Origin of the sequence: Thermococcus nautili (assembly GCF_000585495.1) — an archaeon.
Taxonomy (GTDB): domain Archaea; phylum Methanobacteriota_B; class Thermococci; order Thermococcales; family Thermococcaceae; genus Thermococcus; species Thermococcus nautili.
On sequence record NZ_CP007264.1, the window covers coordinates 1,227,202 to 1,253,599 of the forward strand.

24 protein-coding genes are annotated in these 26,398 nt (G+C 54.6%); 12 read left to right on the forward strand and 12 right to left on the reverse strand.

What is annotated here, in order from left to right:
• The first annotated feature begins 4 nt into the window (after positions 1–4).
• On the forward strand, positions 5–1,228 hold the full coding sequence (locus BD01_RS06745) for an alanyl-tRNA editing protein (RefSeq protein ID WP_042691192.1): 1,224 nt from the start codon (positions 5–7) through the stop codon (positions 1,226–1,228).
• On the opposite strand, the gene BD01_RS06750 is transcribed toward BD01_RS06745, so the two are convergent.
• From BD01_RS06750 to BD01_RS06800, 11 genes are all read right to left on the reverse strand, one after another.
• A complete protein-coding gene (locus BD01_RS06750; RefSeq protein ID WP_042691194.1) occupies positions 1,206–2,471 on the reverse strand; it encodes an ABC transporter permease subunit in 1,266 nt (421 codons plus the stop codon). The genes BD01_RS06745 and BD01_RS06750 overlap by 23 nt on opposite strands.
• Entirely contained in the window at positions 2,468–3,535 is a 1,068-nt protein-coding gene (locus BD01_RS11070) for an ABC transporter permease subunit (protein ID WP_051482177.1), read from the reverse strand. The genes BD01_RS06750 and BD01_RS11070 overlap by 4 nt, the downstream gene beginning before the upstream one ends.
• Before the next feature lie 94 nt (positions 3,536–3,629).
• Positions 3,630–4,901: an ABC transporter permease gene (locus BD01_RS06760; RefSeq protein ID WP_042691195.1), complete on the reverse strand. Its 1,272-nt coding sequence runs from the start codon at positions 4,899–4,901 to the stop codon at positions 3,630–3,632.
• Positions 4,898–5,965 (reverse strand): ABC transporter permease subunit, encoded by a 1,068-nt coding sequence (locus BD01_RS06765; RefSeq protein ID WP_042691197.1) that lies wholly within the window; start codon positions 5,963–5,965, stop codon positions 4,898–4,900. Before BD01_RS06765 ends, BD01_RS06760 begins: the two co-directional genes overlap by 4 nt.
• Before the next feature lie 50 nt (positions 5,966–6,015).
• The gene (locus tag BD01_RS06770) at positions 6,016–6,849 is read right to left on the reverse strand and encodes a 7-cyano-7-deazaguanine synthase (protein ID WP_042691199.1); all 834 of its coding nucleotides are present in this window, start codon (positions 6,847–6,849) and stop codon (positions 6,016–6,018) included.
• Positions 6,850–6,876: 27 nt separating this feature from the next.
• Complete coding sequence (locus BD01_RS06775) at positions 6,877–7,542, reverse strand: hypothetical protein (protein ID WP_051482178.1); 666 nt, start codon at positions 7,540–7,542, stop codon at positions 6,877–6,879.
• Between the two features lie 26 nt (positions 7,543–7,568).
• Positions 7,569–8,873 (reverse strand): ABC transporter permease subunit, encoded by a 1,305-nt coding sequence (locus tag BD01_RS06780; protein WP_042691201.1) that lies wholly within the window; start codon positions 8,871–8,873, stop codon positions 7,569–7,571.
• Positions 8,866–9,804 (reverse strand): ABC transporter permease subunit, encoded by a 939-nt coding sequence (locus tag BD01_RS06785; RefSeq protein ID WP_051482179.1) that lies wholly within the window; start codon positions 9,802–9,804, stop codon positions 8,866–8,868. The genes BD01_RS06780 and BD01_RS06785 overlap by 8 nt, the downstream gene beginning before the upstream one ends.
• 101 nt (positions 9,805–9,905) lie before the next feature.
• The gene (locus BD01_RS06790; protein WP_042691206.1) at positions 9,906–10,808 is read right to left on the reverse strand and encodes a radical SAM protein; all 903 of its coding nucleotides are present in this window, start codon (positions 10,806–10,808) and stop codon (positions 9,906–9,908) included.
• A gap of 47 nt (positions 10,809–10,855) precedes the next feature.
• Positions 10,856–11,557 carry a dihydroorotate dehydrogenase electron transfer subunit gene (locus BD01_RS06795; protein WP_042691209.1) on the reverse strand — a complete coding sequence of 234 codons (702 nt, stop codon included), beginning with the start codon at positions 11,555–11,557 and terminating at the stop codon, positions 10,856–10,858.
• Positions 11,541–12,764 (reverse strand): dihydroorotase, encoded by a 1,224-nt coding sequence (locus BD01_RS06800; RefSeq protein ID WP_042691210.1) that lies wholly within the window; start codon positions 12,762–12,764, stop codon positions 11,541–11,543. Before BD01_RS06800 ends, BD01_RS06795 begins: the two co-directional genes overlap by 17 nt.
• Positions 12,765–13,103: 339 nt before the next feature.
• On the opposite strand from BD01_RS06800, the gene BD01_RS06805 reads away from it, so the two are divergent.
• The 8 genes from BD01_RS06805 to BD01_RS06840 all read left to right on the forward strand — a co-directional run bounded on the left by BD01_RS06805 (position 13,104) and on the right by BD01_RS06840 (position 22,458).
• The gene (locus tag BD01_RS06805; RefSeq protein WP_042691213.1) at positions 13,104–15,596 is read left to right on the forward strand and encodes an ABC transporter substrate-binding protein; all 2,493 of its coding nucleotides are present in this window, start codon (positions 13,104–13,106) and stop codon (positions 15,594–15,596) included.
• 164 nt (positions 15,597–15,760) lie between these two features.
• On the forward strand, positions 15,761–16,801 hold the full coding sequence (locus BD01_RS06810) for an ABC transporter permease (RefSeq protein WP_342665188.1): 1,041 nt from the start codon (positions 15,761–15,763) through the stop codon (positions 16,799–16,801).
• A gap of 10 nt (positions 16,802–16,811) precedes the next feature.
• Positions 16,812–18,356 carry an ABC transporter permease gene (locus BD01_RS06815; RefSeq protein ID WP_042691214.1) on the forward strand — a complete coding sequence of 515 codons (1,545 nt, stop codon included), beginning with the start codon at positions 16,812–16,814 and terminating at the stop codon, positions 18,354–18,356.
• A gap of 10 nt (positions 18,357–18,366) precedes the next feature.
• Entirely contained in the window at positions 18,367–19,326 is a 960-nt protein-coding gene (locus BD01_RS06820) for an ABC transporter ATP-binding protein (RefSeq protein WP_042691217.1), read from the forward strand.
• Positions 19,327–19,336: 10 nt separating this feature from the next.
• Positions 19,337–20,344 (forward strand): ABC transporter ATP-binding protein, encoded by a 1,008-nt coding sequence (locus BD01_RS06825; protein WP_042691219.1) that lies wholly within the window; start codon positions 19,337–19,339, stop codon positions 20,342–20,344.
• 21 nt (positions 20,345–20,365) lie between these two features.
• The gene (locus tag BD01_RS06830; protein ID WP_156927396.1) at positions 20,366–20,842 is read left to right on the forward strand and encodes a hypothetical protein; all 477 of its coding nucleotides are present in this window, start codon (positions 20,366–20,368) and stop codon (positions 20,840–20,842) included.
• Complete coding sequence (locus tag BD01_RS06835; RefSeq protein ID WP_042691222.1) at positions 20,839–21,603, forward strand: NAD+ synthase; 765 nt, start codon at positions 20,839–20,841, stop codon at positions 21,601–21,603. The genes BD01_RS06830 and BD01_RS06835 overlap by 4 nt, the downstream gene beginning before the upstream one ends.
• A 9-nt stretch (positions 21,604–21,612) precedes the next feature.
• A complete protein-coding gene (locus BD01_RS06840) occupies positions 21,613–22,458 on the forward strand; it encodes an EamA family transporter (RefSeq protein WP_042691224.1) in 846 nt (281 codons plus the stop codon).
• A gap of 7 nt (positions 22,459–22,465) precedes the next feature.
• Here the strand turns inward: BD01_RS06840 and glnA are convergent, their stop codons facing one another.
• Complete coding sequence (glnA, locus tag BD01_RS06845) at positions 22,466–23,788, reverse strand: type I glutamate--ammonia ligase (protein WP_042691233.1); 1,323 nt, start codon at positions 23,786–23,788, stop codon at positions 22,466–22,468.
• A 223-nt stretch (positions 23,789–24,011) separates the two neighbouring features.
• Here glnA and BD01_RS06850 point away from each other — a divergent pair, with 223 nt between their 5' ends.
• The 3 genes from BD01_RS06850 to BD01_RS06860 are packed head-to-tail and all read left to right on the forward strand — an operon-like array spanning position 24,012 to position 26,377.
• On the forward strand, positions 24,012–24,416 hold the full coding sequence (locus BD01_RS06850) for a DUF61 family protein (RefSeq protein ID WP_042691236.1): 405 nt from the start codon (positions 24,012–24,014) through the stop codon (positions 24,414–24,416).
• Entirely contained in the window at positions 24,416–24,706 is a 291-nt protein-coding gene (locus BD01_RS06855) for a hypothetical protein (RefSeq protein WP_342665189.1), read from the forward strand. Before BD01_RS06850 ends, BD01_RS06855 begins: the two co-directional genes overlap by 1 nt.
• A gap of 54 nt (positions 24,707–24,760) precedes the next feature.
• A complete protein-coding gene (locus BD01_RS06860; protein WP_042691241.1) occupies positions 24,761–26,377 on the forward strand; it encodes a COG1361 family protein in 1,617 nt (538 codons plus the stop codon).
• Positions 26,378–26,398 lie beyond the last annotated feature (21 nt).

A 26,398-nucleotide genomic window follows, 5' to 3' on the forward strand; every position in this document is an offset into this window, starting at 1 on the left:
GGGAATGACGGAGAGGCTTTACTACTCCGACCCCTACCTCAGGGAGACCACCGCAAAGGTGGTTGAGGTTAAGGATTTGGGCAACGGCCTCGTTGAGGTTCTCCTTGACAGGACGATATTCTACCCTGAAGGCGGTGGCCAGCCCTCAGACAGGGGGCTTATAGAGGGCGACGGGTTCACGATAGAGGTCACCAAGGTTAAGGAGCGGGAGGAAATCTGGCACGAGGGCGTTATCGAGGGCAGGTTTCCTGAGAAGGGCGAGGAAGTTAAGCTGAAGCTTGACTGGGACTGGAGATACGAGAACATGAAGAACCACACCGGCCAGCATATCCTCTCGGCCGTTCTGAAGAAGCTCTACGACCTCGACACGACGGGCTTCCAGATTTTTGAGCACTACAACAAGATTGAGGTCAACGGCCCGCTCGACTGGGAGATGATTACCGAGGCCGAAATCGAGGCCAACAGGGTGATAGCGGAGGGAATTCCCGTAACGGTCGAGGAGTTCAAGTACCTTCCCGACGACATCGTCAAGACCCTCAGGAAGCACGTGAGCAAGGTAACTGACAGGGTCAGGATAGTGAGCATCGGCGACGTTGACAGGACTCCCTGCGGTGGAACCCACGTTAGGAACACCTCCGAGATAGGGTTCATCAAGGTTCTCCGCTTCTACAAGAAGTCCAAGAACCTCTGGAGAATAGAGTTCGTCGCCGGAAACAGGGCTTTAAGGACGCTCAACGAGCTCCTAGAAGACTACTGGAGCGCTCTGGATGAAATGCCAAACAAGAACAGGCCGCTCGTTGAGAGGGTCAGAGAGCTGAAGGAGGAGATGGATTCCCTTGAGGAAAAGCTCGACGAGCTCAGGCACGAGCTCTGGCGCTGGAAGGGACTGGCCTTGATTGACAAGGCTGAGGAGATAGGTGATTACAACGTGGTTGCCCTCGTCGAGAAGTGGCCCATGAAGGACGCCCAGGCATTTGCAGTCAACTTTGTCGAGAACAATCCCGGTTCGATACTCCTCCTCGCGAGCGAGGATTACGTCCTCTTCGCCCGGAACGAGGAAGTCGATGTGTCAATGAAGGAGCTCCTCTCGAAGGTCATCGAGGAGCTCGGCGGCAAGGGCGGTGGAACCGACAACCTAGCCAGGGGAAGGGTTGAGGCGGAACCGGAAGACGTTCTCGACGTTGCAAAGGAAAAGCTGAGGGAGCTCATAGGCTCTCCCAGGGATTGATGAACCTCTCCTCCACTTCGCTTTTTATCAGCAGGAGGGCTATCGCTATCACCGTTATGGCCACTCCAACGGGCAGGACCATCCACCAGGCGCCGTTGTAGATGGCCCTCTGAGTTACCACCATCGCGAGCAGTTCTCCCCAGTTGAAGCCGAAGTTGACGTTGAAGAATCCGAGGATTGAGATTATGGCTATTACCTTGGCCGCCGTTAGTATGAGCTGGGAAACCGCGTAGGGTAGAACGGCCTTCAGAACGTGCCTTCTGAGAATCCAGAGCTCACTTCCACCAACGGCCTTTGAGGCGAGGATGTGTTCTTTTGAGAGTTCTGTCATGGTTATCGTTCTGACGTTCTGGCTGACCTTACCGAAGAGGAGGAGCGACAGGGCAAAGACGAACGCACCGGTTGATATCTCTATGGTTCCATAGTAGCTGACGCTTCCGAGGATTGGAACGAGGAGAATCATCGCTGGAACAAGGGGGAGCATCGAGGAAACCTTTGCAAAGCCTTCCACTAGGGCTCCCAGCTTTCCTGAGAGGGCCCCGAACAAACCGGTTGCAGTGCCGAGGAGAACCGTTGTCAGGGCGGTCAGGAAAACTATCACAAGGGTCTGGGGTAGTCCGCCGAGGAATATAACCGCTATGTCCCTCCCGTCCGAGTCCGTTCCGAGGGGACCGTAAGTTCTTCCAACGACGCGGAGGGTTATTTTTGATGATGCGTTGACTCTAAAGGTGTACTTTCCTTTTACTGGAACCCACTCGTCTCCCTCCTTCCTGAAAAACAGAATCTTAAGACCCTCCCCCTTGACTATCATGTCCGAGATGTCGTCGTTGACTCCCATCTGCCTTGCGAGGTCAAAAACTGTGAAGAAAGCCTTTCCTGTGGACGTTATTCCCGTTATGGTGCCGGAGTAGAGCGTTACTTTCTTCCCGTCCGGTGTCAGCACCGTTACCTCTACGAAGCCGGACCAGTTTGCCGGGGGTATTATTAGGATGTCCTGTGGTGGCTGGTCGTAGTGGAAGTTGTACACGTACTCTCCGGGCTTTTCCTCCCTGAGGTTTCCCGTTGGAGGGAGGCTTTTTCCAAAGAGGTTAACCCACTCTGGTGGGGCCATTCTGGGATTCTTCAGCCAGTAGGTTTTGTAGTTCCAGTTCTTGACGTCCTCCACTGGAATCACGTGGGGTGAGATGAGTGCGAGGAGGACGTAGATTAAGAGAATCGCAAAGCCCGCCTTCATCTTCCTCATTGTCTTCTCACCCTTGGGTCAAGGTATACGTAGACTATCTCGGTTAGGAGCGAGTTGATGAAGTAAATCAACAGCATGGCAAAACCAACGACGAAGATGGCCTCTGGGTAGTAGACGAACTCAACGCCCTCCGGCGGCTTGTTGATTACCCTGAAGGAGTGCAACAGGATGTATCCGAGGCCTGGAACGTCGAAGACGAGCTCTATGACGAGGACGCTCATGAAAACGTCCATGAAGTTGTAGGTTGTGTAGGTTAGAAAACTCGGAAAGACCACACGGAGGAGCTTTTTCATGATTCTGCCGTCAGGCAGGCCCCTTGCGATGTCGTAGGTTATGTGGTCGCTCTTCCTTTCACTCACGACGATGTTCCTCAGCGTGAAGGCGTACTCCCACGTTGCCGAGAGAATCATTGCGATAGCGGGCAGGGCGAAGCCGACGGCGTACTCACCCAGCCCTGGGGAACCGTCAGTTGAGGCGAGCTGGATTCTCATGGCGAAATCAGGAAGGACTGAAAACCTCCAGGCGAGCAGGAACACAACGGCGCCTATAAACCACACCGGGATTGCGGAGAAGAGCTGGGCCATGGTGGAAATCAAGGAATCAAGGCGTCCGCCCCTGTAGCCTGCCCGCAGGCCGAGGTACGTTCCAACCGCGAGGATGCACAGTTCCACGAGGATTAGGATTACGATGGTGTTCTTGAGGTAATAGCCCATAGGGTGGCTGAAGCCCTTGAGTCCTGCGCTCCCGAGGTCTTTGAAAACTGATAATGAGGTTTTGAAGTAGTACTCAAGGGTTCCCGTGAAAGTTGGCTTTATCCTGAGCACCTTATAGGTCCAGTACCATGCGTACTCCGTTTCGTTCATTCCCAGCTTTTCCATCTGGGCCTCAAAGTACTGCCTGTTCTCATGTATGACCTTGAGGTTCTGCGTAAAGACGTCCTGTATTTTGTACTGCGTTAACTTCCACTGGGCGGACGTCACGAGAATTAGGAACACGAGGACGGCAACGGTAAAAAACACGAAGTTTTTGACTATTACTTTTCCAACTTGTCTTCGCGCACCCACTTATTCCACCATGAGAAATACTCGCCATGAGTTTAAAAGTTTTGACATTTTTCTTTTTCAGGCCTCGTTCCCTTCCGTAAGAAATTGAAAAATTTCAAAGGGCTCCCTGGGAGTTTGTGAACTTTTTCTCGATTTCCCTTTTTATCAGGATGAGTGCAACCGCCAGGAGGGTTATGGCGACTCCCACGGGAAGAATCATCCACCAGGCGCCGTTGTAGATGGCCCTCTGAGTCACCACCATCGTGAACAGCTCCCCCCAGTTGAAACCAAAGCTCACACCGAAGAACCCGAGTATCGATATTAGCGCTATTACCTTGGCGCTCGTCAGGACGAACTGGGAGCTCACGTAGGGCAGGACCGTTCTCAAAACGTGTCTTCTGAGAATCCACACTTCGCTCGCGCCGGCCGCCTTTGAGGCGAGGATGTGTTCTTTTGAGAGTTCTGTCATGGTTATCGTTCTGACGTTCTGGCTGACCTTGCCGAAGAGGAGGAGCGACAGGGCAAGGACAATGGGCCAGATGGATACTTTAATCGCCCCGTAATAGCTGACCCCTCCGAGTATCGGGACCAGGAGAATCATTGCAGGAACCAGCGGGAGCATCGAGGAAACCTTACCAAACCCTTCTACGAGCCTTCCGGCCTTTCCGGAGAGGGCCCCGAAGATGCCGATAAGTGCACCGAGGAAAACCGTTAGGAACGCCGTGGCGAAGACTATAACCAGGGTTTCCGGCAGTCCGGCAAAGAAAATGACGCTTATGTCTCTACCGTACAGGTCAGTTCCCAGTGGGCCGTAAACCCTTCCAACGACGCGTAATTTCACGTGGACACTTGAATTTACCGTAAAGGTGTACGTCCCGTGAACAGGAACCCATCTGCCGTTGTCCCGCCTTTCAAAGAGTATTTCGATGCCGTTTCCGCCCATCACCAAGCTCGTGGCGGTGTCCTCTGGTACCCCCAGCTCCTTGGCCGCCTGGAGCATCGTGTACAGGGATTTCCCGATGAAGGTTGGGCCCGAGACAAGACCGGAGTATAGAACCACCTCCTTTCCGTCGGGGGTTTTAGCTGAGACTGTCACATCTCCGCTCCAGTTTGCTGGGGGGATTATTAGGATGTCCTGTGGTGGCTGGTCGTAGTGGAAGTTGTACACGTACTCTCCGGGCTTTTCCTCCCTCAGGTTCTCCGTTGGGGGAAGGCTCTTTCCAAAGATGTTGACCCACTCCGGAGGGGCAAGTTTGGGGTTTCCCTCCCAGTACGTGGCGTAGTGCCAGTTCTCGATGTCGTTCGGATTTACCAGAATCGGAGAAAGCACTGCCAGGAGCAGGTAGGCGGCGATTATCGCGGTTCCGGCTTTGAGCTTTCCGCTCATGTTCTCACCCTCGGGTCGAGGTAAACGTACAGCAGGTCAACGAGGAGGGAGTTGATGTAGTAGAGCAGTATCATGAAGAAGCCGACCGCGAATATTGCCTGGGGATAGTAGTAGTACTCGACGCCGTGAGGGGGTATGTTGACGGCTCTGAATGAATTCAGCAGGATGTAGCCCAGGCCTGGAACGTCAAAGACAACCTCGACGACGAGAACGCTCATGAGAATGTCCATGAAGTTGTAGCTCGTGTACGTCAGAAAACTCGGAAAGACCAGCCTCAAAAGTTTCCGTCTAATCCTGCCTTCTGGAAGCCCCCTGGCCCTGTCGTAGATGACGTAGTCGCTCCCCTTCTCAGTTGTCACTATGTTCCTGAGTGTGTAAGCGTACTCCCATATTGAGGCGATGCCCATCGTTATCGCTGGCAGAATGAAGCCGACGATGTACGCGCTCGCCTTTCCAATTGTGTCCGTTGCGGCGAGCTGAACCCTTATTGTGAAATCGGGAACGATGGAAAACCTCCAGGCGAGCAGGAAAATTAGGGCTCCGATGAACCACACCGGCACCGCAGAGAAGAGCTGGGCGAGCGCTGAGACGAGTGCGTCAAGCCGTCCACCGTTGTAGCCCGCTTTGAGACCGAGGTAAGTTCCGAGTCCGAGGACGGTGAGTTCAACCATTATGAGGATTACAACCGTGTTTTTGAGGTAGTACCAGAGGGGATGACCAAAGCTTCCAAACACTGGACCGTACTCGACCTTTCCGAAAATCGAAAAGGCCGTTCTTGCGTAGTACTCAAGGGTTCCCGTAAAGGTCTGCCTTATGTTGAGTTGCTTGTAGGTTAAATACCAAGCGTACTCCGTCTCGTTCATTCCAAGCTTTTCCATTTCTCCTTCAAAGCGTTCCCTGTACTCGCGGATAAATATGAGGTTGCTGATGAGCATATCGTTCATTTTGAACCTCGTGACGCTCCACTGGGCGGCGGTCACCAGTGTCAGAAAAATGAGTGTCGCTATCAGAAACAACGCCGTGTTCTTGAGTATAACTCGTCCTACTTGGTTTCTTTTCCCCACGGTCTACACCGAATTATCTATCACATGAAAGTTAAAAAAATTTATGTGTGTCAAAGTTTGAACCGGTTTCTATCCAGTCCAAGCTTTTCCAGCACGACCTTCCACTGCTCCTCAGGTACCTCCGGCTTTTGGAGCTCTTTCTCCGCCCTCTCCCTGCTCATGAGGCCGTAGCGAACGAGGGCCGCTATCCGTCTGTGCTCGAAGCTGTGGCCGTGCCTCTCCCAGTAGAGTTGCAGAGCCGGCCCAAGAACGAGGCAGTTGGTGGTGTAGCCCGGAAGCTCCGGGAACTCGAAGGGAAGCTTTTCCAGGATTTCAAAGCGCTCTTCCTCGGTCATCATTGAGAGGAGCCTAATCTGAACGACTCCACCGCTCATGAGCCTGTATGGATGGTGGCCGAATGGAAGCTCGTGGCCCGTTATTATGTACCTGTAGCCGTTCCTGAGGGCGTACTTCCTCAGCTTCTCCATCGTCCTCTTCGAGCAGGCCCGGCACGGGCTCTGGCCCTTCAGGAGGGCGTTTCTGAAGATGTCGGAGTAGTCGTAGCGTAAGACTTTGAAGGGAACTCCAAGATGCTCGGCTATTCGCTTCGCGTTCTCTATAGCTTCCTCGGCCATGAGCCCGTGGTCTATCATCACCGCTTCGAGCTCCGGGATTCTGTAGACCTCCTTGGCCAGGTAGAGCGCTACGACGCTGTCCTTTCCACCGGAGTAGGCAACCACTGCCCTGTCGACGTCCTTCATGAGTTCTTCGAGTTCCTTTCTGATTTTCTCCCTGTCGAGGGGGTGCTTTAGGTAAACCTGGCATTCACGGCATATCGGCTTTCCGTTTACGATGTCTATCCTCGACGTTCTCTCATCGTTGACGCAGAGTGAGCACTTCAGCATGGCGAGAGAAAAGAAAGGCCCTTTAAATCATTTTTTGAAGCGCGAGGCCAGTGAATTTTTCTTGGACTTTATGAGCTCGACTTTTTCCTCGGTCTTTTCAACGCCCTTCTTTCCCGCGAAGAGGAGTACGAGGGCAATCTGGTCCCTCAGCAGGATTCCCCCGTTGTTTCTAGCGACGAACCACCCAAAGACAAAGCCCGAGAGCAATCCTAGAAGCCATAGTTTGAGAATGAAAATTCCAACGGGGCCTCTGGACGTTGAAAGGGTGGAGAGGGCTTTGTAAGCCAGGGCTAGGGCCAGGATGAAAGTTCCTTCGAGGAGAAGTCCGAGCCTCGTGACCCTTGCAAGGGTTCCGAGGAGCCTTCCCCTTAGATTCTTCAGGATTTTTCCATCGTGGTGGCTGTAGACGAGGAGCTTAGATACGTTTGCTCCGCTTCTGAACGCTAGAAAAGCAAAGAGCATCGCCAAATAGTCCCAGCGGACCTTCCAGGCGCCGTAGAGGCCAACCCCAATCCAAATCGGCGTGAACAGCCTTTCGATGGCTTTCTTTTCGTTCTCTGGGAGCTCCACGCGGAGGGCCTTCCGGACGAGCTTTCCGGTTATCCTCGTCATCAGCCGCGTTAGCGAAAGCCATAGGTTTGTCCCAATGAATACCAGCAGGATGAACAGGGAGAGAGCGTTTTGGACTCCCATGGGCGCCACCTACTGGGATTTACTGCTCATGTTTTAGACCTTTTGAGGAACCTCGCCTCGACGAACCTTCCGAGGTCTATGAAAGCGTAGGCTATCAGACCGAGGGAGAGGCCGAGGGGGACTATCTGCCACCAGTACGGAACGTACTTCGCTATTCCTGCCATCAGGGGCGTGCTCATTATGGTGCCCCAGTTGAACCCCGGAACGACGTTAAAGAACCCGAGGAGGGTTATGAAGGCTATTATCCCCGGTACTGAGATTGCGAAGAGGTAAACCACGTACGGGAGCAGAACCGGAAATATGTGGAACCTCAGGATTTGGAGCGGGCTTGCTCCCATTGCCCTGCTCGACTCTATGTAATCCTTTCTCAGCTCTTCCTCGACTATGGAGCGGATTTCCCTCGAAGAGGTGCCTATGAAGACTATGGCGACTATGAGCGCCATCACGTAGGGGTTGACGTGTATCTTGATGTCATTGGGAGTTAGACCATACTCGATATGGCCGAGAACTACGACGAGGAGCACTGCCAGTGGTAGGGAGGGGGTTGAGGTTAAAATCTTGGAGGCCGCGTTTACTACGGAACCGAACTTCGTTGAAATGACGCTCAGGGAACCTACGGCAAAGGCGAGGAGCGCAAGAATGCCCGCGCCGAGTATTGAAATCATTATCGTTTCCCTCGCGCCGTAGGCGTAGCCGGTCCACACGTCCCTTCCGTAAACATCCGTTCCCAGCCGGCCGTAGCTTAACCCCAGGATTCTAACCTTTGGCTCGTCGTTGGATTCGAGCTTTCCGAAGGTGCCGGTTATTACGATTTTGTAGGTTCCCTTTAGCGGGACGAAGTGAAAGACGCAGTCCGTTCCTGGTTCGGCGAATACTGCCTTGAGCGGGTTGTGGAACAGGAGCTGGGACCATGTTGGCTTTGGATTGCACTTTTCTTCTGCGATACGCATTATCGATGAACTGATGGTGCCTAGGTTGAGGGAATCGGGAACTATTCCGTTCCAGATGGAATACTCCTTTCCGTGCGGGTCAACGATTGATATCCTCAGGCTCTTGGTGAGGTTTGGGATGACCAAGATGTTCTGGGGAACGCTCTCATAGTGAAAGTCGTAGTAGTACACGAAACTGCCGTTCTGGTAGGTCCCCTCAAGCCATTCCGTCTTGGGGAGCCCTGTTAGCTTACCGTACCACTCAGGGGGAACCCCGATGGGGTTGTACTTCCAGTAGGAGGCGTTGTTCCAGTTCTCGGCGTTTTTTTCGACAACCATGTGGGGCCCAATGATTGAGAATGCAACGAAGAATGCTATTATAAGAACCGAGAGCTTACGCATCCCGCCTCACCCTCGGGTCGAGCTTTAGGTACAGGCCTTCAAGGATTGAAGCGTTCACGAAGTACAGGGTGGACATTACAAGACTCGCAAAGAAGAGCATGCTCCCGTTCAGGGAGAAGATTAACTTCCCGACTCCCATCATAAACGTCCTGCCGATTCCTGGAACGTTGAAGAGAACCTCCACCGCCATGTCGTTCATCAGCAGGTTTAGGAAGCTGTAGCTCGTAAAGGTCAGGAAGCTCGGAAGGACAACGCGGAGGAGCTTGCGCTCTATCCTGCCGTCTGGGAGACCCTTCAGGACGTCGGTTATGACGTAGTCTTCCTCCCTTGCCCTGATGATTAGGTTCCTGACGGTCATTGCATAAACGGGAATGTTGACTAGGGTTAGGGTGAGAATCGGCAGGGCCAGGCCCTTCAGGTGGGTGAAAATGGTAACCCTGCCCTCAACGCTTGCCCTATGAATGTAGTCGAGGTAGCTCAGGGGGAGAACGCTAAGCTTCCACCAGAGAATCCAGAGGAGTGCAACTGCCCAGAACCAGCCTGGGATGGCGGAGAAAGAGGGCCCGAGAATTCTAAGGATTCTATCTGAGATTCCCTCCCGATAACCGGCTCTCAAGCCCCACAGGGCCCCGAAGATGAGAATCAACAGGAGCGAAACCGAAAGAATTGCCAGGGTCAGGAGAATTGACGTGCCCGGGGTTGTTCCAACTGTGGAAGTGAAGATGCTGTGTGGGGTTGGGATGTAGTATATGAGAGTTGAGTTGCCCCTGGTTATCTTTACTACCTTCTCATCTTCATTTTTGAAGACGTCGGCCGAAAACTGGAAGTACTCTTTTGTTTTGTTGACGAGGTTCGCGGGGTGCAGTGCACTTCCAATGGATTCCCCACGTAGAGTGGCTTCTGAGGAGGCTATGAGAGCCGACAGTATCATAACCACCGTTATAAATATGACCAACTCTCTGAGGATAACTCCAATTATTCTGGTGGTCATCGGTTTAATTACACAAAAGATGAATAAAAAAGTTGCGGTCGCTACTCAAGTCTCGTCCTCTTCACAACCGGCGCTACCTCTCTCGCGACCCTCCTGACGCTGAAGAGCGTGAGCGCGTCCATTTTCTTGAGCTGGGCTAAAAGGCAACCGCTTATCCTGACGTCTATGTACTTCTTTGCCTCCATCGCCGTTTTGAGAAGCTCCCTCATGCTCTCGGCCCTCTCGAAATCGAGGCCCGCCCTCTTAAGTCGGTCCACGTTGAGCTCGTGAACCGTCAGCGGCTGTAGGTGCATCTCGTCTATTCCAAGGGAAGCTGCCAGCTCCGCTATCCTCGGTATGTCCTCATCGTTTATCCCGGGCATGAATATTGTTCTCACAACCGAGCGGACGCTTTTGTCCGAGCCAACTATCCTCAGCGCGTTGACGACTGCGTCGAACGTGTCGGCGTTCGTAATTTTGAGATGCTTTTCGCGCGTCGAGGCGTCGAGGCTTATCATGACGATGTCGAAGTCGAGCTTTTGCCAGAGCTCCTCGGTGAGGAGCGAGCCGTTGGTCTGGAGGTCGAGCCTCGCCTCCGGAAACCTCTCGCGGAGCATTCTGTTGACCTCTACTATTCGCTTGCTCAGCAGTGGCTCCCCGTACTGCGAAACGGTTATCGCTTTCGGGTTCTCCCAGCCGTAGTAGCCCGGTTTTGGCGCCTTTCCGAGCTTCACCGCGACGTTCGAGTAGCAGAAGATGCAGTCGTGGTTGCAGGCGGGCGTTAGCTCGTAGCTCGGGTGATGAACGGGGTTTGGATTGCTCAAATCGAGGCCCTGGCAGTATCTGCAGTGGCTCGGGTAGAGCATCTCGTCAACGAACTTCTTTAGGAGTCTCGCCTCCTCGTTCTCAAGAATCTGGGGCTCGACGCCCATCTTCCTCGCAAACTCCTCCCAGCTGTACCTCATCCTCTCACCGGCCGGAGCGGATAAAAGGGGCTTAAAAAGGTGATTGGTCAGAGAAGCCCCCTGAGCTGAACCCCGTCGAAGACCGGGCCGTCCCTGCATACGAGGTACTTTCCGAGGTTGCAGGAACCGCAGACACCGATTCCGCACTTCATGTAGCGCTCCGCCGAGACCTGGACGTTTCCGTAGTCCATGACCCTCAGAACGGCCTTGAGCATGGGCTCCGGACCGCAGGCGTAAACCCCGTCAAATTCGCCCTTCCTCTCGGCTAAGACGTCAGTTGGGAAGCCCCTTCTGCCGGCCGAGCCGTCGTCAGTAGTGATTACAACCTCGTCCACGTAGTCTTCGATATCGAGAAGGGCCAGCTCTTCCTTCGAGCGGGCGCCGTAGATTAGGGTTACCCCCTCGAAGTCCTTTCCCCAGGCCCTCGCCAGCGCGTAGAGCGGTGGAATCCCAATTCCTCCGGCGACGAGCGCTACTCTCTTCCATTTTCTCTCGAAGCCCCTCCCGTAGGGCCCGCGAACCCAGAGCCTCTCGCCTTCGCTTAGCTCGAAGAGCTTCGAGGTGAAGGGTCCGACGCGCTTGACGACGAGCAGGTCTTTCCAGGCTAAACTGAAAGGTTTTTCTCCGACTCCTGGAAGCCAGACCATCACGAACTGTCCCGGCGTGAAGTCGAACCCCTTTGAGAGCCTGAAGGCCCTAACGTCCTTTGCAACATCCCAGGTTTCCCTCAGCTCAACCACGCTGTACATCCAAACGAACCCCCTCCGGCTTTCCTACGATTTCGTCATCCTCCATAACGACCTTTCCGCGGAGAATCGTCATCACAACCTTTCCCTTCAGCTTCCGCCCCTCCCAGGGGCTCCACTTGGCCTTGGTGTAAAACTCCTCCGGTTTGACCGTCCACTCCCGCTTAAGGTCAACGACCGTAAAGGTGGCCTCGTTTCCGATGGCAAAGTTCCTACCTCTGATTCCGAAGACCTTAATCGGGTTGTCGTGCATTTTCTCAACGATGTCAAAGATATCTATAATCCCTCTGTTCACCGCATCGAGGAGGAGTGCAACCTCCGTCTCGAGCCCCGGAATCCCCGCCGCTCCCGCTTCCTTGTCCTCGAGTGTGTGCGGTGCGTGGTCGCTCGCTATTATGGGAATCCGCGAGAAGTTCTCCCAGAGCGCTTTAACGTGCTCCTCCGTCCGCAGAGGGGGGTAAACCTTGAGGAGCGGGTTCCTCTCGTAGTTCCTCCTCGTCAGGAACAGGTGGTGGGGCGTGACCTCGAAGCTCACCCAGGGGAGGTTTTTTCGGAGTATGGCTTCAATTCCCCCCTTCGTTGATACGTGGCAGATGTTCAGCGGTTTTTTAAGTTTCTCAGCGCTTTCAAGGGCTCGCTTTATGGCAACTTCCTCGACTTCCGGTGGCCTCTCGGGTTTCTCGTGGATTAGCTCCGCATCTTCCGCGTGGACGCTCAGAACGCCGGGTGAGCAGGCGTAATCGCTCTCAAAGTCCTCTGAGTAGATTCCGCCTGTGGAGGCGCCCATAAAGGCTTTGTAGAAATCTGCCCGGGCTTTTTTAGCCTCCCCGCAGTTGCTCCTTATCAAAAAGCTGAGGGCGTAGTCGGCGTAGGCCTCTCTCTGGAAAAGCTCAAGGCGCTTCTCAAAGGTCCTGGAGTCCATGACAGGTGGCTTCGTGTTGGGCATGTCAAAAACTGCCGTGATTCCCCCGTGGAGGGCCGCTTTCGTCCCACTTTTGACCGTTTCTTTGTCCTTCTGCTCGAAGTCTCTGAGGTGGACGTGGGTGTCCATGAGGCCTGGAAGGATTAGATACCCGGATAAATCCAGCTCTTTTTCTCCACGAAGCTCTTGAACAGATATCTTTGATATTCTGCCGTTATCAATACCCACGCTGCCATCAAAGGATTCCCCTCTGAGAATGAACTTTCCCTTTAAAACGAGCTCGTGCATTGAAGCCCGCACGGGGTTTTTTCGGTCAGGGTTTTAAGATTTTTGATTGTGAAATCGGGAGGAGATACTTTTTCCGGCTTTCTATAGGAAGAGTATCTAGTTATTTTGTGTTTAACCAACCGGTACTACCGATTGCTTTCTCCTGGGAATGCTCGATATCGCATTGCTGTGTTCCTCCTTAGGCTTCTTTCCAATTTTGAATAGCGCCGTTGTCCTCTTGGTTGCATTCTAGTTCCTTTTACATTAACGTAACCCTTAAATAGGGCTCGGATGTATAGCTTCATGCCATTATACCCCGTATATGGCAACGTTGCCAAAAAGTGAAGGAGGCAGTGGAGTATGAATAGGAAAGCCCTAAGCCTGTTCGTTATGGGCTTGATGTTGTTTAGCGTTTTCTTGGTTGCCAAGCCAGCAAGCGCGCAGACGGTCCAGGGAGATAAGCTTAAAATCGTGTACCTTGCCGCTCAGGGCAGCCTCTTCATGGGTGTCTTCAACCCGTCCCCGAGCGGAATGACCGACGTTTACACCAACCGCATCTGGTACTTCCTCAACGACCCCATGATAATGATGGGCCCGGACGCCCAGAGGCACAACTACAGGTGCCAGCTCGTTGACGTCAAGTACAACGTTCAGGTTCCGGACGATGCTGTAATCTGGAATGGAACCGAGAAGAAGTGGGTCAGCCCCTACGCGGGCAAGACCGCTACCAGCGCCGTCACCTGGAAGTGCGGTCTCGGAACCTGGGTTGACGGCCAGAAGATAACCCTCGCCGACTACCTCTTTAGCTATGCTATGACCTGGGAGTGGGCCTACCAGGACGGCAAGGACGACAAGTACTACGATGAGGAGTGGGGCAACAACTACCAGGGAACCCTCGAGACCATAATGGGTCTCAAGGTCAACAAGGTCACCGACGACTACATCGAGTACACCGTTTACCAGGACTACATAGTTCCCTACAGCAAGTGGGCTACTGCCCTCAACTTCGGTGTGAAGCCGAGCGTTCCGTGGGAGCTCTACAACGTTATGAGCGAGATGGTTGCCAACGGCGTCGAGGGCAAGGCCTTCTCCTGGAGCGAGCAGCCGCAGGGCGGATACCAGATTGATATGATTGACCCCGACCAGATGAAGTACTTCAAGGCCGAAGCCCAGGCCATCCTCAACAGCGGAAAGCTCATCCCGGTCTGGCTTGAGACCGCCAAGGACGTCCTCCAGAAGTGGGGCATCAGCGAGGAGCAGGCTGGAATAACCACCGACCTTGCCAAGGAGGGCTACGAGAGCGTCATCAGCTGGGTTGACAAGTACAACAACGCCATCATCGGCGACGGTCCGTACTACGTTGAGAAGTACGACCCGAAGGCTATGACCGTCGTTCTCAAGATGGCCAACAACAAGAGGATTGGCTATCCGGGAGAGGTCAACGGCAAGAAGCTTCCGTGGGACCCGTACTGGAAGGAGATTGACATCTACGGTAGCCTTAACGACGACACCGCTATCCTCGCCGTTGCCAAGGGCGAGTACGACCTCTACTGGTACGCCAGGCCCTACAACAAGATAGCCAAGGCCCTTCAGGAGTACGGTGACAACCTCAACCCGATGAAGACCATCGCCGTCTGGTGGAGCGTCAACCTCAACCTCGTCGGCGACCCGCAGACTGGTCTCGTCAACTCGAGCGGCCAGACCAAGTTCAACCCGTTCGCGCTCCGTGAGGTCAGGTACGCTATGAACTGGCTCATCAACAGGCAGTACATCGTCAGCCAGGTCCTCCAGGGAAGCGGTGCTCCGCTCTTCGGTACCGCCGTCAGCGGTCAGGTTGACGCTTACAGCAACTACATGATGGTTGCCAAGGCCCTCGGCTTCACCCCGCAGGGTGACGAGGCCTACGCCATCAAGATGATTGACGAGGCCATGAACAAGGCCGCCCAGGCCCTTAAGGCCAAGGGCCACACCCTTGAGAAGAAGGACGGCGTCTGGTACTTCGACGGCGAGCCGGTTACTGTGAAGGTTATCGCTCGTGTTGAGGACGAGAGGCTTGACGAGGGTAAGTACCTCGCCCAGATACTCCAGAAGGCCGGCTTCAAGGTTGACCTCCTCCAGTGGCAGAGGAGCCAGGCCAGCAAGGCCGTCTACCTCAGCGACCCGACCACCCTCCAGTGGCACGTCTACACTGAGGGTTGGGTCGTCAGCGGAATCCAGGATGTTGCCAGCCTTGCTTGGGACTTCTGGTTCTTCGACATCTACGTTGACCCGAACTGGGGTACCGACTACCACAACCCGATGACCGTTAAGGACCTCGTTGACGCTACCGCCAACGGTGACCTCAACAAGTTCATAAGCACCATCGGTCTTAAGTACTACAACACTCCGGACAAGCTCAAGCCGCTCCTTGACTGGACCGGCTACGACCTTGCTAACTTGCTCGCCTACGCCAAGTGGACCGGACCGAACAACGACACCGTCAAGCTCCAGAGCCTCGACCAGTTCTGGGACCTCTACAAGCTCGCCTACGGTACCCACTCACTCAACGCTCCGCGTGTCTACACCGCCGAGACCTGGAACTTCTTCCTCCTCAACAAGAGGATAAAGGTCGAGTTCGTTGACCCGATAAGCGGTGTTGGCAGCATACTCTCAGCCAGGTCCATTGAGCCCGCCCCGAAGGAGACCCCGACCACCACCCCGCAGACCACCAGCAGTGAGGAGAAGCAGACCACCAGCAGCCAGCCGACCAGCACTCCGACCAGCTCAACCAGCGAGGAGAGCAAGGGACTCTGCGGTCCGGCCTTCATCGTCGGCCTTGCCATAGTGCCGCTCCTCCTCAGGAGGAGGAAGTGATTTCCTTCCCCTCTTTTTCTTGTTCCTGCCTGATGAACACGGCTGTTCTTATGTTCAAAATGTGTACATTTGTGCTCGTTTTGGGGAAAACTATTTAAACTTTAACTAGCACGTAAAAGTTGACTTCATGGAGAGCCAGTAGTATCGTTGCTGGAGGGGATAGAATGGGGATGAGCTTTGGAAAGTACGTGGCGTACCGTTTGATAAACGCTGTGATAATCCTCTTCCTGGCGGTCCTATTGATGTCCGCCCTCTTCACGAAGCTCGCAACAATACAGCTGACTGCCCAGGTGAACGAGGAAGTGCAGATGTGGGTTAGGTCTTACACGCAGACCCACCACACCCAGCCTTCCCAGGAGCTCATTGAGCAGTACAAGCAGACCAGGATTAAGTACTACCACCTCGACCAGCCCTACTGGAAGAGAACGTGGGAATACGCGATAAATACGTTCACGTTCAATTGGGGACAGTCGTTCCAGAAGGTCTTTGGAACCACCGTTATAACAGACCAGATTAAAACGGCCCTTGGCAGGACGATACTCCTGTTTACGACTGCAGAAATCCTGGTTATCATCATAGGTCTTGCCCTTGGTATCAAGAGCGCTCGCAGTCCGGGAAGCCTGCTCGACAGAACCATATCCATTCTGGCAATGGTCACCACGAGCCTTCCGATGTGGTGGCTCGGAATGCTCATGATACTCGTCTTCGTTGTCTACCTCGGCTGGCTGCCGATAACGCTCTACTCACAGGTTCAGGTCTCCGGATGGGTTAACATTCTCAAGAAGATGAGCCTCCCGGTCGTTACAATAGTCATCAACCTCTTCGGTGGCTGGGCCTGGACGACCAGAAACATCATGATTGGAACCATGCAGGAAGACTTCATTATGGTTGCCAGGGCAAAGGGTGTTCCCGAGAGGAAGATTATCTACGGCCACGCCCTCAAGGCTGCCGCCCCGCCGATTATCACCATGGTCATCTTCGGTCTCATAGGCTCCCTCGGCGGTGCAATGATTACCGAGATAGTCTTCAACTGGCCGGGAATGGGACGTCTCTACTACGAGGCGCTTCAGCTCAACGCCGTTAAGACGATGATGGCACTGAACTACATGTTCGCAATGATGACCGTCTTCTCGATGGTGCTCGCGGACATACTGTACGCGTACCTCGACCCGAGAATCAGAATCGGCGCCGCTGCCCGCTCGTGAGGTGGTGTAAATGAGATGGGTTGATTTCAAGGACAGCGTCAAGAGGTTTTGGGAGGATTTCAAGCACCAGAAGAGTGGAATGTTCGGATTATTTTTCCTCATCGTCCTCATAGTCCTCGCAATCGCTGCTCCTTACATTACCAGTCCCAACATACCCAAGGAGTGGCAGACTGGAACCGCGTGGGTTACTAACCCCAAGAATGCCCCGCCGGCATGGGAGAACTACTTCGTTAGCGAGAAGAGGGCGTCTCAGGTTGAGTACACCATAGACGACCTTCACCTAAGCAAGACCCAGAACGGTAGCTACACCGTTTACACGATGACGTTTACCTATGATATGAGATACGACATTCCGCCCAAGGACATAGTCATTACCGGCCTTAACTCGACCGCTAAGAGGCCCCAGGACAACCCACTGGTCACGATGTACGTTGAGAGGCCCAAGGAAAACGGCCTTAAGTACAACTCCCTCATGCTCCTCTACAACGTCCAGCTCCCATCAAGCGGTGTCGTCCAGCTTGCCTACACCCAGGAGGTCAAGAGCCTCATCTTCTACTGGCTCTACGAGAACGGCATATTCACTCTTCCAATGCAGCTTCCGGACAGCCTCCCGATGGACATGAAGATGATGTACCTCACCCAGCAGGTTCAGATGAACTCGACCCTCTACGGTTACTACCAGTCAATGGACCCGATGAAGGTCATCTTCGGTAAGATGACCGACAACGGAAAGCTCCGCACCCTCGACCAGATAGTTAACTCCCCTGAAGCCCTCCAGGGCACGTACAAGTTCACCATAGTCGTCACCGTTCCCAGCGACGTTCAGGTTGACTTCAGCAACTTCAAGGTTGCCCTTGTTGGTAGAACCTACGGTCTCCTCGGAACCGACCAGTACGGTAGGCCGATTGCCGTTGGCCTCCTCTGGGGTATCCGCGTTGCCCTGGCCATAGGTATCGCCGTTTCAGTCAGTACCGTCCTCATTGGAATCCTCGTGGGTGTTACCAGTGCTTACCTCGGCGGATGGGCGGATGAGGCGATACAGAGGTTCACCGAGTTCATGATGACCCTGCCGGTGCTTCCGATGCTCATCCTGCTCTCGCTGTACTTCGGAGGTAAGATTAACCTCAAGCAGCTCGTCTTCATCCTGGTGCTCTTTGGATGGATGGGAACCACCAAGGTCGCGAGGAGTATGGCGCTCCAGATTAAGGAGCAGACCTACGTTGAGGCGGCAAGAGCCCTCGGTGCGAGCACCGGAAGGATAGTCTTCAAGCACATAGTGCCACAGCTCCTACCGTACGCGTTCGCTAGCATAGCCCTCAGCGTTCCGGGAGCAATCCTCAGCGAGGCCGGACTGAGCTTCCTTGGCCTTACGAGCAACAACATGATTACGTGGGGTCAGATGCTTAACGCTGCCAACGCCAACGGTGCGACCCTCAACGGATACTGGTGGCAGGTCATCCCGCCCGGACTTGCAATCGCCTTCGTCGGACTGATATTCGTCCTGATTGGTGTCTCGCTCGACACCGTGCTCAACCCGAGGCTCAAGCGCGCGTGAGGTGGTTTAGATGGCTAAGAACGTCCTTGAAGTTAGGAACCTCAAGATGTATTACTTCACCAGCAAGGGTGTCGTCAAGGCCGTTGACAACATCAGCTTCGACCTCAAGAAGGGTGAGGTCCTGGGACTTGCCGGAGAAAGTGGATGTGGCAAGTCCTCCCTTGGTTTTACCCTTTTGGGTATGCCCACCCCGCCAGGAAAGATAGTTGACGGAAGCATCAAGATTGACGGCAGGGAGATAGTTGGCCTTCCTGAGGACGTCCTCAGAAGGGAAATCCGCTGGCAGAAGATTTCGATGATATTCCAGGGAGCAATGAACGCCCTCAACCCGGTTTACACCATCGGTTTCCAGATGACCGAGCCCCTCATATACCACAAGGGAATGAGCCAGGAGGAGGCCCTTGACAGGGCTCAGAAGTACCTTGAACTCGTCGGTCTCGACCCGGAAATCGTTTACCGCTACCCCCACGAGCTCTCGGGTGGTATGAAACAGCGTGTCGTTATTGCTATGGCCCTCCTCATGGAGCCGAGCGTCGTCATAGCCGACGAGCCGACGACGGCCCTCGACGTTATCGTTCAGGCGCAGATTATCAACCTCATGAAGAGGCTCAAGAAGGAACTCAACCTCTCGATGATATTCATCACCCACGACCTCAGCATCCTCGCCGAGATTAGCGACAAGGTCGCCATCATGTACGCGGGCAAGATTATCGAGATTGGTGACAGCGAGAAGATTTACTACGAGCCGGCCCACCCGTACACCCAGAAGCTCCTCGCGGCTATTCCGAGGCTTCACGAGGACGTTGAGAGGCTCGAGTTCATCCCCGGACAGCCGCCCAACCTCATCAACCCGCCGAAGGGATGCCGCTTCCACCCGAGGTGCCCCTATGCGATGGACGTTTGTAAGGAGCAGGAGCCCGAGCTGAAGGAGATTGATAAGGACCACTACGCGGCATGCTGGTTGCTGTGAGGTGTTGAGAATGGCCGAGCCGATACTCAAGGTTGAAAACCTCAAGAAGTACTTCCCGCTCAAGAGGGGTCTCCTCGCCAGCCTGCGCGGTGAGCCTCAGCGCTTCGTCCACGCGGTTGACGGAGTCAGCTTCGAAATCTACAAGCAGCAGGTCTTTGCACTCGTCGGTGAGAGTGGCTGTGGTAAGTCCACCACCGGAAGGCTCATTGTTAAACTCCTCGAGCCAACCGACGGTAAGATTTACCTGGAGGGCGAGGACGTCACCGAGATTAAAACCAAGGAGGAGCTCCTTGCCTACAGAAGAAGGGTGCAGATGATATTCCAGGACCCGTTTGCCTCCCTCAACCCGCGCTTCAGAATCTTCGACGTCCTTGAGGAGCCCCTCCTCATCCACGGCATCGGTGAAACCAGAGCCGAGCGTGAGGAGCTCATCTATAAGGCCCTTGAGATGGTCAAGATTATTCCACCCGAGGACTACGTCAGCAGGTTCCCGCACATGCTCTCCGGTGGACAGAGGCAGCGTGTGGCTATTGCAAGGGCCCTCATCCTGAACCCGACGTTTATCGTCGCCGACGAGCCGGTCTCGATGCTCGACGTGTCAATTCGTGCAGAAATCCTTGAGCTCATGAAGAGCCTCAAGGACAAGATGGGCGTCACGTACCTCTACATCACCCACGACCTCTCAACGGCCAGGTACTTCGCCGACTGGATTGCCGTCATGTACCTCGGTAGAATCGTCGAAATGGGTCCGGCTGAGAAGGTCATTGACAACCCGCTCCACCCATACACGAGGGCGCTGCTCGCTGCCGTTCCGGAGCCGAAGCCCGAGAGGAGAAACGTCATCAAGGAGCTTCCGATTAAGGGTGAGGTTCCGAGCGCCGTCAACATTCCGCCCGGATGCCGCTTCCACCCGAGGTGTATCTACGCCAAGAAGGGTCTCTGTGACGTTGAACAGCCGAAGCTCATAGAGTACGAGCACAACCACTTCGCCGAGTGCCACCTCGTCGGCAAGTTCTGACCCCTTTCTTTTTTCTCGGTGATGCCCATGAACGAAGCCCTCAAAGTGTTTCTGAGCTCAAGGCTCGTTGTTGCGGGTTTTATAATGATACTGCTCGCCATGATTCTGTCGGCAATAGCCGTTTTCCAGACGGGGCATCCTTCGTATTACTCAAGCGGAACCCTCGGTCCTGGCAATCATACGCTTGGCAACGATACCTTTGAGAACAGGTACTTCTACTGCAACAGGAGCCTCTCCCTCAGCTCGAAGAACGCGACCGTTGAGGTCTCCTGGGGCAACTTCACGGCCGTATATAACATAACCGGAAACGCCACGTTCATCCCAACCGACAGGCCCGAGGTAAGGGTTATTAACGGCACCGTCACCTACACATACAGGGCGAAGGCCATAAGCTACCCCTACTCCGACCTCGCGATACCCGCGGCAATCCTTGCCTTCGCCGGCACCGTTGTCCTGTGGGTTGGATACACCCACGCCCTCAGGGGGAAGAGGAAATGAGGGAGCTTGACTTCAACTCCGTCGTCGAGATAATCACGGCCTTTATCCGGGAGAAAGTTGAGGAGGCTAACGCCGAGGGCGTCGTGATAGGGATAAGCGGGGGCATAGACAGCGCAACAACGGCTTACCTTGCCGTCAAAGCCCTCGGGAAGGAAAAAGTTCTCGGCCTGATAATGCCCTACTACCAGAACCAGGACGTTGAAGACGCTAGACTGGTCTGCTCCTCCCTCGGAATCGAGTGCAGGGAGATAAACATAAAGCCCCTCGTTGACTCGTTCGTTTCTCAGCTCGGCTTCCAGCCCGACAGGAGGAGCCTCGGCAACATAATGGCGAGAACGAGAATGGTACTCCTCTACGCTCACGCCAATGAGAAGAACTGCCTCGTCCTTGGAACAAGCAACAGGAGCGAGTTCCTCACCGGCTACTTCACCAAGTGGGGCGACGGGGCGAGCGACTACGCGCCTCTCATAAACCTCTACAAAACCGAGGTCTGGGAAATAGCGAAGCTCATCGGCGTTCCCGAGAGGATAATCGAGAAGAAACCCACCGCCGGCCTCTGGGAGGGCCAGACTGACGAGGACGAGCTTGGCATAAGCTACCGCCTCCTCGACGAAATCCTCTGGCGCCTCGTTGACCTGCTGAAGGACAAGAAGGAAATAGCCGAGGAGCTGGGCATACCAATCGAGCGGGTCGAATACGTCGAGAACCTCGTTAAGAGGAGCGAGCACAAGCGCCGTTTGCCACTGGGCCCGAGCTTCTGAGGTGAGCCGATGAAGCGCGGTTACCTTCTCGTTTTTCTCGCCGCCTCAATGTGGGGAACGATAGGGATATTCGCCACCTACATCTACCGTTATAACGTTGATTCCTTCACGATGGTCTTCTGGCGCGTTCTCTTTGCTCTGATAATTCTCGGAACCTACATCTCGCTCTTCCTGCGCGAGAATCCCTTCACGCGCGAGAAATTGTGGTTCTACGCGGTTTACGGCCTCGTTGGAGTTTTTGCCTTCTACACCCTCTACTTCTACACCGTCAAAATCTCATCGGTCGGCTTCGCGGTTCTGCTCATCTACACCGCCCCGGCCTTCTCGGTAATCCTCGGCAGATTAATCTTCAAGGAGCCCATAACAACCGAGAAGGCAATCGCACTGGTAATGGTGCTGGCTGGAGTGCTTCTCGTTGCTGGCAACGTGGACTTCAACGTGAGCCACTTGGCTTTACTGACAGGCATAGCGACCGGCTTCACCTACGCCCTCTATGGAGTCCTCGCCAAGTTCGGTGTCAGAAACGAGAGGCCCGAGAGGGTTCTCTTCATGACCCTGCTCTTCGGCCTGCTCTTCCTCGCTCCCTTCTCTAAGTTCTCCGTTCCGAGGGGAGCGATTCCCTACCTCCTCGGTTTAGCGTTTTTCCCGACGTTCCTCGGCTACACCCTCTACAACCACGCCCTCAAAGAAGTAGAGGTCAGCAGGGCCAGCATAGTTGCGACCGTTGAGCCGGTGGTTGCAATAGTTCTCGCGTACATCCTGTTTGGCGAGGCCTTAACGCCCCTCCAGCTCCTCGGCGGGGCGCTCATAATCGGGGCATCAATCCTCGTGCACATGCGGGAAGGAAAGAACTGAGAAGGGCTCAAACGTAGAAGTACCTCTCGAGCTCCCACTCGGTAACCTTCTTGGTCTCCAGCGGGAGCTCTCTGCTCTCGAGGTAGGCGACGTACTCGCTCCACTCCCTCTCCTTGTAGGCGATGAAGTTCTCGTAGGCCTCTCCGAGCGCCTCCCGGACAACCTTGTCCTTCTTCAGCTCCTCCAGCGCCTCCCCGAGGCTTTCAGGAAGGGTCTCGATTCCAGCTTTGGCTCTCTCCTCCTCGCCCATCTCGTAGACGTTGGTTTCAACGTACGCCTCCGGCTCAAGCTTCCTCTTGATTCCGTCGAGTCCAGCTAAGAGTATCGCCGAGAAAGCTAAGTACGGGTTGGCGCTCGGGTCCGGACAGCGGTACTCTATCCTCGCCCCGTTGCCCCAGAAGGCCGGGACGCGGATTAGCGCGCTCCTGTTCCTGTAGCCCCAGCTGATGTAGACCGGAGCCTCATAACCCGGAACGAGGCGCTTGTAGCTGTTCACCGTCGGGTTGGTCAGGGCCGTTAGGGCTTTCGCGTGTTTGAGTATTCCGGCTATGAAGTGAAGTGCCGTCTCGCTCAGCCCGTCCTCGCCGATGAAAGCGTTTTCTCCGTCCTTCCAGAGGCTTATGTGGAGGTGCATTCCGTTGCCGGGATAGCCGTAGAGGGGCTTCGGCATGAAGGTGGCGTATAAACCGCGCATCTCGGCGATGGCCTTGACGACGTACTTGAAGCTCACGATGTTGTCGGCGGTCTTGAGGGCCTCGTCGTAGCGGAAGTCAATCTCGTGCTGGGCCCTGCCAACCTCGTGGTGGAGAACCTCCGGAACGAGGCCGAAGGCCGGCATGTAGAGGGCTATCTCCCTCCTCAGCTCCCTCGCCTTGTCGAGGGTCACGAGGTCGAAGTAGCCCCCGCTGTCGGGTATGTGGAGCTCCCAGGTTCCGTTCTTCTTGAAGAGGTAGAACTCAGGCTCTGGCCCGATGTAGGCCTTGTATCCCTCTTTTTCGAGCCTCTCAAGGGCCCTTCTTAGGACTCCCCTCGGGTCCGCCTTGTAGGGCTTCCCGTCCTTGTATATGTAGCCGTAAACCCTCGCTATGCCCTCCCAGGGGACCTCGGCGTAGGTGCTCGGGTCAGCCTTGAAGATAAGGTCGCTGTCCTCTATGCCCTGGAAACCGGGAATCGAGGAGCCGTCAAAGGAGATGCCCTCCTCGATTGCCTCCTCGTACCTCGCTATCGGGACCTCCATTCCCTTTGGAACGCCGTTTATGTCCACGAATATGAGCTGGAGGAACCTCGGGCCCTTTGCGCTGACGCCGAGGAGCTTTGCACTTTCGTTCATTTTTTCATCACCTCATTGTTTGAACGTTCAATTATTTCCGCCACATGCTGAACATATACCCCTAATTAACCCTTTCCCCTGAATTTTTGAACGCCTGACGAAAAACGGCCTATGGGCGTTATCGTTTTGACGTAAACAAGTCTATCTACTCGCTTAATTTTGAACTTTTTGACAAGAGAATGTTAAATAACGTTTATCTGCTCCGGCTCGAATTGACACCCGTATGAACCCCGAAAACGCCCTCTTGAGGGAAATCTACCGCATAAACAGCCACCTTCCGGCGAAGAGGCCAACCCTCGTCCAGTTGCTCGCCTCAGAGGAGCCCTCCGTCAGGCTGAGGGACGGGAGCAGGCATTCCTTCCGAAAGGCAGAGCTCGAGAGGATTAGGGGTCTTCTTGACCCCGGCGACGAGGAGAAACTGCTCCTCCCGATAGTCCTTGAGATAGTCAGCGACTTCAGGGGCTACTTCAGGGTCAGGGGAAAGGTCGCGGTCAAGGTGATAGACAGGCTCCTTGGCTCCTACGACCCCCTCGACGAGCCAGAGGAGAGGCTTTATCCGAGATATCTGCTCTCCAGGGTGAGGCGGGAGTTGCCGACGACCACAACCTACGCCTTCATAGCGGAGTGATGGGTATGGACGACGATAGGAAGGTTTTCCTCAACTACCTCGCCTTCACGGTTCCCCACGTCACGGTTTTCGCCGGGGCGGTCTTTGGAATCCTCGTGCTCCTCGGCATAAAGACGTCGCTCGCCCTTGGAATCTTCGCCCTCCTCTACGGGGTGATGCTCCTGGCAATAGCCCTCGTTGCAAGGGAGCACTTCTCCGACCTGGGACTCTACCGCCTTTATCTGGCGTTCTCCGCGTTTCTCGTGGCTACTGGCCTGTTCCTGCTATACCGTGCCCTCGTGCACAGCTGACTTTTAATGGGTAAGTTTAAATTCGAGGGCGCCTTATTATCTGGGGTGGTGATTGTGAGGCGGGCACTACTGCTCATCGCTATCATACTAGTTTCGATGTTCCTTCCGTTTACCAGCGCCCAGTTTGGAACTATATCAGTGGCGGGTTCGATAACCGTTGTGAGAGGTGACTACAGCGAAGGAACGCTTCTCCTGACGAACAATGCGGGTGTAATTTACTCTGTCGTCAGCTATCAGAGCTTCTGGGTGGAGGACACAAACGGAAACCGCGTTGAGGGATTCAACTTCACGATGTTCCCGAGGGTTTTTCCAAACTGGGGCAGGGGTCAGAACAAGACGGTAAAATACAACCTGACCGTGTCAAAGGACGTCCTTCCGGGCAACTACACGCTCTACCTTCGATTCATAGCAACTTACTCGGGAGACGTTTACATCCTGAAGGCCAAGGTTCCGGTTGAAGTTCTCGCTTCACCCCTTACCTTTACGAGCGCCTACTCCTACGTTCCTGGTCGGGGTGATGTTCCCTACGTTTTCCTGGGGGAGAGCGTTACCGTTTACTCCCATGTGATTAACATCGGCCACTTCAACGCTACCGTGAACGTTTTCTCTGCCCTTCTCCTGGGGAGCAATAACTACTCCGTCGTTTCCAAAAACGTGACAGTTCCGCCGGGGGACACACTGATAAGGCTATCTCTACCTGTCGGGTGGAACTATCCGGAGGGTAACTACACCCTAATCTACCGCGTTTCATACGGGGACCAGAGTTACACCTACGCCAAGAAGCTTGCAGTTTCACTCGGTGTCAGGCTCGTTGGCGTCTCTGTTGAGAAGGAGAGCGTCCTGCTTAACGACACACTGAAGGCGTACGTCACCATCATTTCCGAAAGGGACATAAACGCCACGATTTCCTGCGTTGCCGTAATCAACGGCACAAAATCATTTGCTGCCAAAACTCGGGAGATAACCCTCTCCCCGGGTACTAGTGTGGTTCAGCTGTCTCTTCCGACATCCAAGCCAGGAAACGTCTCCGCCGTTATTGGTCTCTCCGTTCACGGTCGCTCCGGGGGGAACGATACCGTTCACTACACCGTTTATGCTCCACCCTCAATAGGGTCCCTGAGTGCAAAGCTACTGAACTCGACGCTTGAGGTTAGCGCCCTGCTCCTGAACCCGACCCCAGAAGCGGTCAGCGGAACTCTCGAGTACAAGGTTCTCGCCAACGGAACTTCCCTCTACGCTGACGTTCTTGACGTAACTATTCCCCCTGGCAAAAAGGGGCTTTCATTCAGGTTTAACGTTCCAAAGGGCGTCAACGTTACGTACTCCTTCAAGCTCAACGCCCTTGGAAGGGTCAGCGTCAAGGAAGGTAGCCTCTGGGTTCCGGCGCCGAAGCCCAAGCCGTCCCCGACGCAGACACCAACAACCACGTCCACAACCCTGCAGTCTAACACAACCTCAACGACGGGCGAAGCCAACGGCGGGGGCTTCCCGTGGTGGCCCGTTGTTGGGATACTCATCGTAGTGGCCGTTGCGGTTGTGTTATACTACCAGAACCAACCCAAGAAGGGGAGAACCAGGAAAACTCCAAAGCGCCGCTCACCGCTCGGGAGATTCAAGAGGCCGAAACCGCCAAAGTTCCATGAGAGGGATTCCCTGCCCAAAAAGAAGTGACCAAACCTTTTTATCCTCCCT